General features: G+C 41.4%; 8 protein-coding genes. 2 read left to right on the forward strand and 6 right to left on the reverse strand.

From position 1 onward, the window contains the following. Positions 1–1,825, forward strand: a 1,825-nt coding sequence (locus JWQ34_RS14825; RefSeq protein WP_299358387.1) for a DEAD/DEAH box helicase, incomplete at its 5' end; no start/stop codon positions are given. Between the two features lie 333 nt (positions 1,826–2,158). Here the strand turns inward: JWQ34_RS14825 and JWQ34_RS14830 are convergent. After that, a complete protein-coding gene (locus JWQ34_RS14830; protein WP_299358389.1) occupies positions 2,159–2,503 on the reverse strand; it encodes a hypothetical protein in 345 nt (114 codons plus the stop codon). Between the two features lie 212 nt (positions 2,504–2,715). Here JWQ34_RS14830 and JWQ34_RS14835 point away from each other — a divergent pair, with 212 nt between their 5' ends. Next, positions 2,716–3,225 carry a GNAT family N-acetyltransferase gene (locus tag JWQ34_RS14835; RefSeq protein ID WP_299358391.1) on the forward strand — a complete coding sequence of 170 codons (510 nt, stop codon included), beginning with the start codon at positions 2,716–2,718 and terminating at the stop codon, positions 3,223–3,225. A gap of 393 nt (positions 3,226–3,618) precedes the next feature. Here JWQ34_RS14835 and JWQ34_RS14840 read toward each other — a convergent pair whose 3' ends face one another. The 5 genes from JWQ34_RS14840 to rpsB form a co-directional block, all read right to left on the reverse strand. Beyond that, on the reverse strand, positions 3,619–4,626 hold the full coding sequence (locus JWQ34_RS14840) for an NAD(P)H-dependent glycerol-3-phosphate dehydrogenase (RefSeq protein WP_299358394.1): 1,008 nt from the start codon (positions 4,624–4,626) through the stop codon (positions 3,619–3,621). Beyond that, positions 4,626–5,330, reverse strand: a complete 705-nt coding sequence (pyrH, locus tag JWQ34_RS14845) for a UMP kinase (RefSeq protein ID WP_299358396.1) — start codon at positions 5,328–5,330, stop codon at positions 4,626–4,628. Before pyrH ends, JWQ34_RS14840 begins: the two co-directional genes overlap by 1 nt. A gap of 51 nt (positions 5,331–5,381) precedes the next feature. Further along, on the reverse strand, positions 5,382–6,503 hold the full coding sequence (gene nagA, locus JWQ34_RS14850) for an N-acetylglucosamine-6-phosphate deacetylase (protein ID WP_299358398.1): 1,122 nt from the start codon (positions 6,501–6,503) through the stop codon (positions 5,382–5,384). 126 nt (positions 6,504–6,629) lie between these two features. Continuing rightward, a complete protein-coding gene (gene tsf, locus JWQ34_RS14855; protein ID WP_299358400.1) occupies positions 6,630–7,481 on the reverse strand; it encodes a translation elongation factor Ts in 852 nt (283 codons plus the stop codon). 92 nt (positions 7,482–7,573) lie between these two features. Continuing rightward, a partial coding sequence (rpsB, locus tag JWQ34_RS14860; protein ID WP_299358402.1) for a 30S ribosomal protein S2 occupies positions 7,574–8,300 on the reverse strand: 727 nt, incomplete at its 5' end.

Here is an 8,300-nt window from a genome sequence, read left to right on the forward strand (position 1 = left end):
TGAGTTAGGGTTCGAAAACCCTACACCAATCCAGGAACAGTCAATCCCGGTATTGTTAACAGGCAGCAACGATTTTGTCGGATTAGCCCAAACCGGGACCGGTAAGACTGCTGCCTTTGGCCTACCATTATTAGAACTGTTGGATTTCGAAGAAAATCATCCGCAGGCACTTGTTTTATGCCCAACACGCGAACTTTGTTTGCAAATTACTAACGACATTAAAAACTACTCCAAAAAAATGGGCAACGTTAACGTTGTTGCTGTTTATGGCGGGGCTAGTATTTCTGACCAATTACGCCAGATAAGACGCGGCGTACAAATTGTCGTTGCCACACCTGGCCGTATGCTTGATATCATCAACCGTAAGGCAATTGATTTTACAAAGGTGAAATTTGTAGTATTAGATGAAGCTGATGAAATGCTCAACATGGGCTTTCAGGAAGATATTGACAGTATCCTATCTACCACACCAGACACCAAGAAAACATGGTTGTTTTCTGCAACTATGCCGGCCGAAGTACGCCGCATAGCTAAAAAGTACATGAATGAGCCGTTTGAGCTTACCATGGGTACTAAAATCACCGGCAACGCCAACATCGAGCACGAGTACTACATAGTACGTGCCCGTGATAAGTATGCCGCTTTTAAACGTATTGTTGATTTTAACCCTGACATTTTTGGTATCGTATTTTGCCGTACTAAAATTGAGACCCAGGATATTGCCGAAGCGTTAATGAAAGATGGCTACAATGCCGATTCATTACACGGTGACTTATCACAACAACAACGCGATAAAGTAATGAAACGCTACCGCGAGCGTAACCTGCAATTATTAATTGCTACTGACGTTGCCGCACGTGGTATTGACGTTAATGATGTAACACACGTTATTAACTACTCATTACCTGATGAGGTTGAGAATTACACCCACCGTAGTGGACGTACTGCCCGTGCCGGTAAAACTGGTGTATCTATTTCTATCATCAACGCTAAAGAGTTAGGTAAAATACGCCAAATTGAGCGTGGCTTAGGCAAAAAATTCGTTAAAGTTGAGATCCCTACCGGATTTGATGTTTGCGAGAAACAACTATTCTCTATTGTACATACCATACATAATGTAGAGGTTAATGAGCAGCAAATTGAACAATATCTTCCACGCATAATGGATGAGTTTAAGGACCTGAGCAAAGAAGATTTCATTAAACGTTTTGCGTCTATAGAGTTTAACCGCTTTTTAGATTACTATAAAAACGCGCCTGATCTGAACGCCCCTGTTGAAGAAGGACGTTTTGATCGTGAGCGTGGCGAAAGAGGTGAGCGCGGAGAACGTAGTGAACGTGCTCCACGTGGCGAAGGTGGTAAATCAGAATACACCCGTTTATTTATAAACTTAGGTTCTGTTGATGAGTTTAACCGTGGCGATTTGCTGGGTTACATTTGCACCAATGGCAAAATAAGCGGCCGTACTGTTGGCAAAATAGATGTTAAAGGTGTTTACTCTTTCTTTGAAGTACCAAATGCCGAATCGGAAGCCGTTATCAACAACTTTAAAGGCGTTGAGTTTAAAGGCCGCGAAGTTAGGATAGAAGTATCCGGCGAAGGCACAAGCACAACCCGCAGTGGTGGTGGCGAACGCCGTGAAGGCAGCTATAACCGTAGTGGCGGTGGCGAACGCCGTGAAAGTGGTGGTGGCTACAATCGTAGTGGTGGTGGCGAGCGCCGCGAAGGCGGACACCGCGGAAGTGGTGCACCAAGCAACGCAGGTTTCCGTGATTTTTCAGGCAAACGCCGCGAAGATCGCCCGGAACGTAAACGCAGATTTTAGTAATTGGTTAATTAGTGATTGGAGATTAGGTTTGCCTAACCTCTAATTAACTAATCTCTAATCACTCAAAAAATAATTTTTAGTTTTAGTTTAGTTAACAAAGCCTTTTCGATTGATCGGAGGGGCTTTTGTTTTGTTGGGGAAGATTAGTGAATGAAAATTGGTTATTAAAGATTAGTGAATAGCAAATCCACTAATCTTTAATAACCAATCTTTAATTAACTAATCTTTAATACCTCACGACATGCTTGCCAATAATATGGCAGACATTACATGAACGGCTATTAATGCAAATGTTTTCATAGTAACAGATGTTCTGTACCTGTATAACTTTTAGTGTTCGTAAGGTTTAGTTCTTAACTGCGCTTTTTTAACGTATTGATAGTGACCGCGTTTGTCTACATAAAAATAGCGCGAATGTTTATCAATATATACTAATTCGCCGCTTGGAGCCCAGTGCCCGTCATATCTTTTACCGGCTATAGCAACAGCGCCTTTAACAGCAACTTCTGATGTTTTGTGGCCAACGTCCTTTGCAGCAACGGCAGTAGCATGACCTACATCTTCGGCGGCGTGCCCTACTTTTTTAGTAACTGGTTCATGGTGTTCTTGGGCAAAGCTTTGGCTTGCGGCAAATAATCCGGCTGATAGCAAAGCAATTTTGAATGTATTTTTCATAGCTCGTTGTGTGTTTATACAATTGTCTATGCAATTTTGCTGCCAAGTGTTTTGTATTGCCCATTGCGCTGTAAACCTTTGTGTTACTTGGCTTTAAATAGTTTATAGTTGTATATCAACACCGACCGACTGTATTCAATTTAATGCACTTAACATACATTAAATTAATGTTGAGGTTGCTTAATTGCCCCGCTAATTAATAAATTTGCGCTATGTCCATTACACCTGCTACCCTTACCGATGTACCCGAACTGGTTGGCCTCATTAATTCTGCTTACCGCGGCGAAACTTCAAAAAAAGGTTGGACAACCGAGGCTAACCTGATAGACGGACAGCGCATTGACGTAGATAGTCTTACCGCACAAATAAGTGATCCCGAAGCCATAATCCTTAAAAACACAAACAATGAGGGTATTATAACCGGCTGCGTGTATTTACAAAAACGCGCCAATAAACTTTACCTGGGGATGCTTACGGTATCGCCTACCCTGCAAACTAATGGCCTTGGCAAGCAATTATTACAAGCTGTCGAAACATATGCCCGAAACATTAATATTAAGTCAATCATCATGACGGTTATCACTACACGCACCGAGTTGATCAGCTGGTACGAAAGACGTGGCTACAGCAAAACTGGTGAGGTTATACCGTTATTGATACCCTCGCAATTTGGCACTGTAAAACAACCCTTAGAAATGTTTTGGCTGGAAAAGGTGCTATAGTTAAGCGTTTCAGTGGCTGATCCATCTTGTTAAATATCCACTTACTGACATATCATTGTCACCAACATTGCTAACCAAATTGATTATATTTGATATGGCAGTTTTTATATTCTTCTATTTTTAATCGCTTTTATAAAGTTTGATAAAAGCGGGCCATTATCAACCTCAAATTAAAGAAAACGGCTTTTCCAACCAACCAAGGCGGTTTTAGCTAAAAAATCCACTACCGGCATTAACCCTAATACCTGGAAAACGCCCAAAATTACTACCGGCATAAGGGCCAATGCCCTAAAAATGGCAAAAATTACTACCGGCAAAAGGCACAATGCCCGAAAAATGCTTGAAAATATTACCGGCTAAATACCCGATGCTGGTGTGAATTTAAAACGGCTGCTAATTCAATTTATCTGCCAGTTGCCGCATCTCAAAAGCAGGGGAGCGCTTTTGATAAAGAATGTTATAAACGGCATCAACAATAGGCATATCAACATTGTATTGCTTATTAACCTCGTGCAGGCAATTAACGGCATAATAACCCTCGGCTATCATGTTCATCTCTAACTGTGCCGATCTTACCGTATAGCCCTTGCCTATCATATTACCGAAGGTACGGTTACGGCTAAACTGCGAGTAAGCGGTAACCAAGAGATCGCCCAGGTAGGCAGACTCTTTAATATCGCGGGTTATGGGGTGCACGGCATCAACAAAGCGCATCAGTTCGCGTATAGCATTTGATATCAATACCGCCTGGAAATTGTCGCCATAGCCTACCCCATGGCAAATACCGCTGGCCATGGCATAGATATTCTTTAGCACGGCGGCGTATTCGGTACCATAGATGTCGTCAGACACGATAGTTTTTATGTAACGGGTATTAAGCATACCGGCAAATTCAGCGGCAAGCTCAGGGTCGCCCGATGCAATGGTTAAGTAAGATAGTTTCTCCAGTGCCACTTCTTCGGCATGGCACGGGCCGCTTATTACCGCGAAGTCATCAAAAGAGATCTCGTACTTCTTATTAAAGAACTCGCCGATGATCAGGTTCTCATCAGGCACAATGCCTTTTATGGCAGATACTATTTTCTTACCGGCAAAGTCTTCAATGGTTATATCAACCAATGCTTCTTTAATAAAAGCGGCAGGTACATTAAGCAGGATCACATCTGCCTGTTTAATTAACGCTTTAAGATCTGTTGAGACATTTGCAGCCGGCACCTTTATCTCTACCGAGCTTAGATAGTTAGGGTTATGCCCGAATTTATGTACATGCTCCACCGCCTGCGCGTTTCGCATCCACCAAAAAATCTCTTTTTCGGTAGTGTTATCCGTAAGCATTTTAATATTGGCTGTAGCCCAGCTACCCCCGCCAACAACTAAGATCTTGTTATTTTTATGCTGCATTATTTAACCAGCGTGCCTATCTGTTCACCTTCGGCAATTTTCATAAAGTTGCCGGGCTTGTTCATATCGAACACAATGATAGGTAGTTTGTTTTCCTGGCAAAGGGTAATGGCGGTCATGTCCATAACATTAAGGCCCTTATCATATACTTCCTGAAAAGAAATTTCATCGTAACGGGTAGCGGTTGGGTCCTGTTCGGGATCGGCAGTATAAATACCATCTACGCGCGTACCTTTTAACACAACATCAGCTTTAATTTCGATAGCTCGAAGCGATGCCGCTGTATCCGTAGTAAAATATGGGTTACCTGTACCGGCACCAAATATTACAATTTTACCAACCTCTAAATGGTGCATAGCACGGCGGCGAATATATGGCTCGCAGATCTGCTCCATTTTTATGGCTGATTGCAGACGCGTTTCAACACCAACGCTTTCTAACGCGTTTTGCAGCGCCATACAGTTTATTACGGTTGCCAGCATCCCCATGTAATCTGCCTGGGCACGTTCCATACCTGATTTTTCGGCACTTAATCCCCTAAAAATATTACCACCACCTACAACAACAGCTATCTCTATACCTTTATCATGTACAGCTTTAATATCCTGCGCGTACTGCAATACCTGCTTGTTATCAATGCCGTATTGCCTATCGCCCATTAGTGATTCGCCGCTGAGTTTAAGTAATATTCTTTTATATTTCATGGATGGTGTGGGATTTATCAAAAATATATAATTAAACCTATTGTTAAAATTTTATGTCGTTTTTGTTAAGCCTTTAAATATTACGCCTTTTGCGGTAAAGGCTTGATCAAATACTATAAGATCCGCAACAAAACCTTTTGCAATTTTGCCTTTGTTTGTTGCACCTATCAATTGTGCCGGGTATAATGAGGCCATGTTTATAGCTTCGGCCAATTCAATACCGATGTGCTCTACACAGTTTTGTACAGCTTTCAGCATGGTTAAACATGAGCCCGATAAAGTATAATGAGGCGGCATTACATAATGATTCCCTCGCAGCTCGTGCAGGGGATAAGTGCCTTCTGTGGTCTCGGTAACTGCATCGGTTATCAAAAATAATTTATCGCCCAATTCACGTTTAGCCAGGCGAATCATTGCAAAATCCACGTGCACACCGTCAGCAACTATGCTGGTATATGGGCGCTCTTCAAAAATAGCAGGAATATATCCGGGATCGCGGTGATGCATCTGCGGCATAGCATTATATAAATGTGTTACTGCTTTTACAGGTTTATTAAGAAACCCTTTGCCTTCTTTGTAAGTAGCATTACTATGGCCCGATGACAATATTACGCCCTGATCATTCAGGTAGTTTATAACTTCGTTATCCTGCAACTCGGGGGCAATAGTAATCATTTTGATTACCCCACCGCCTAATTCAAGCCAGCGCTTTACTTTATCAAGCGAGGCTTTGTGCATAAACTCAGCTAAATGAGCGCCTTTACGTAATGGGTTTAAAAAAGGCCCTTCCAGATGAAGCCCTAAAAAATTGCCTTTACGCTTATCCCAATAGTTTTTAGCTGCTACTATAACTTTTTCGAAAATCTCATCGCTGTTTGTGCCGATAGTGGCCAGGAAGCCGGTGGTTCCCTGAAGCAGAAAATCATCCTCCATTTGGGCCAGCGCAGCCTCCTGGTAAAAGCTCCCCAATAGTTTACCGCCGCTGCCATAAACCTGTAGATCAACGAGCCCGGGAGCGAGATAGTTGTTATTTAAATCGATGCGGATTGCACCTTGTGGGATATCCTTATCTGCAATTACATCGATGATCTGATCGCCTTTTAATAAAACAGCTTTTCCACTGGCAATTGTACCATCAGAAATTAGCTGAAGATTATGCAGGGCAGTTATCATTTTCTCAAAATGTAGGGACGCAATATTCGCGTTCCGGAACAATTATCAAAGAGACGCAAAGTATTGCGTTCATCCACGAAATATTTAACAAAAAAAATCCCCGCTTTTCAGCGAGGATTAAAATATTTAAGCTCCTAAAGCTACCCGTTTAAAGGCAGTTACTGTAAGGCCCTTATCAACCGTATCTAAAAACTGAGATACATTTTTTGATGAGTCCTTAACAAACTCCTGGTTTAATAGGGTCGAGTCTTTGTAAAATTTATTTAGTTTACCTGCAGCAATTTTTTCAACCATTTCTTCTGGTTTGCCTTCTGCACGTATCACGTCTTTAGCAATTTCTAATTCGCGTTCGATAACAGATGAATCAACACCATCTTTATCAATAGCAACAGGGTTCATAGCTGCAATTTGCATAGCAACGTCTCTTCCTGCTTCGTCAGCACCGGCAACGTCTTTGTTTAAACCAACTAATACCCCTAAACGGAAATTACCATGTATGTAAGCAATAACTTTATCGCCTTCAACAACTTCGTATTTAGATACGCCGATTTTCTCGCCAATTTTACCTGTCTTATCAATGCAAGCTTCAGCTATAGTTAAACGTGAGTTTTCAATGTCGATAGACAATTGGTTTAATTCTTCTAATGATTTGGGATTTTGCTCAACCGCTTCGTTAGCAATCGCGTTAGCAAAAGCAACAAAATCAGCATTTTTAGCAACGAAATCAGTTTCGCAATTTAACTCGATGATAACACCACGTTTGCCATCAGCAGATGTACGAGCAATAACCACACCTTCGTTTGACTCACGGTCTTGACGGCTGGCTGCAACTTTAGCACCTTTTTTTCTTAAAAAATCAATAGCTGCTTCAAAATCACCATTAGTTTCAGTTAAAGCTTTTTTGCAATCCATCATACCTGCACCGGTTTGCTGGCGCAGTTTATTTACATCGGATGCAGTTATTTGTACTGTAGACATCTTATTTTCAGTTATAAGTTAAAAGTGGTGAGTTATGAGTTATAATATGAGTTACTAAAAACCCATCACTCAAAACTCACCACTAAATTCAATTATTCTTCTGTAGTATCAGCTGCGGCAGGAGCACTGTCCTCTACAGCTGCAGTAGCTTCAACAGCTACTTTGCGGCTTCTTTTACCTTCAGCAGCCGGGGCTCTGTCAGCAACTTCAGGAGCATCAGCTTTCGCTTTCGCTACTGCTGCTTCTTTTTCCGCTTCGTCATCTTTCTCGCGTTTGCGTTCTTCTAAACCTTCTTCGATAGCTTTGATCATGATACCGGTAATCAATGAAATTGATTTGGTGGCGTCATCATTAGCCGGGATAGGGAAATCAATGTTTGAAGGATCAGAGTTAGTATCAACCATTGCAAAGGTTGGGATGTTTAACTTTAATGCTTCAGATACCGCGATGTGCTCTTTTTTAACGTCAATTAAAAACAATGCGGCTGGTAAGCGATTTAAATCAGCAATACCACCTAATAAAGTTTCTAATTTGATACGCTCACGTTGTATCATCAATCTTTCTTTTTTAGAAAGGTTAGTGTAAGTACCGTCTTTAGTCAATTTATCGATGTTTGACATCTTTTTGATCGACTTACGTACAGTTGCAAAGTTAGTTAACATACCACCTAACCAACGTTCGGTTATAAAAGGCATGTTTACTGTTTTTGAATATTCAGCAACAATATCTTTCGCTTGTTTCTTTGTAGCTACGAATAATACTTTACGTCCTGATTTTACAATTTGTTTTATAGCTGCAGCAGCTTCTTCAACCTTTGAT

Source organism: Mucilaginibacter sp., assembly GCF_028288185.1.
Classification (GTDB): Bacteria; Bacteroidota; Bacteroidia; order Sphingobacteriales; family Sphingobacteriaceae; genus Mucilaginibacter.

Coding starts and splice junctions, on each gene's coding strand:
- tsf (WP_299358400.1), bottom strand. CDS start 7,481: ATGTCTACAGTACAAATAACTGCATCCGATGTAAATAAACTGCGCCAG.
- JWQ34_RS14840 (WP_299358394.1), bottom strand. CDS start 4,626: ATGCAGCATAAAAATAACAAGATCTTAGTTGTTGGCGGGGGTAGCTGG.
- pyrH (WP_299358396.1), bottom strand. CDS start 5,330: ATGAAATATAAAAGAATATTACTTAAACTCAGCGGCGAATCACTAATG.
- nagA (WP_299358398.1), bottom strand. CDS start 6,503: ATGATAACTGCCCTGCATAATCTTCAGCTAATTTCTGATGGTACAATT.
- JWQ34_RS14835 (WP_299358391.1), top strand. CDS start 2,716: ATGTCCATTACACCTGCTACCCTTACCGATGTACCCGAACTGGTTGGC.
- JWQ34_RS14830 (WP_299358389.1), bottom strand. CDS start 2,503: ATGAAAAATACATTCAAAATTGCTTTGCTATCAGCCGGATTATTTGCC.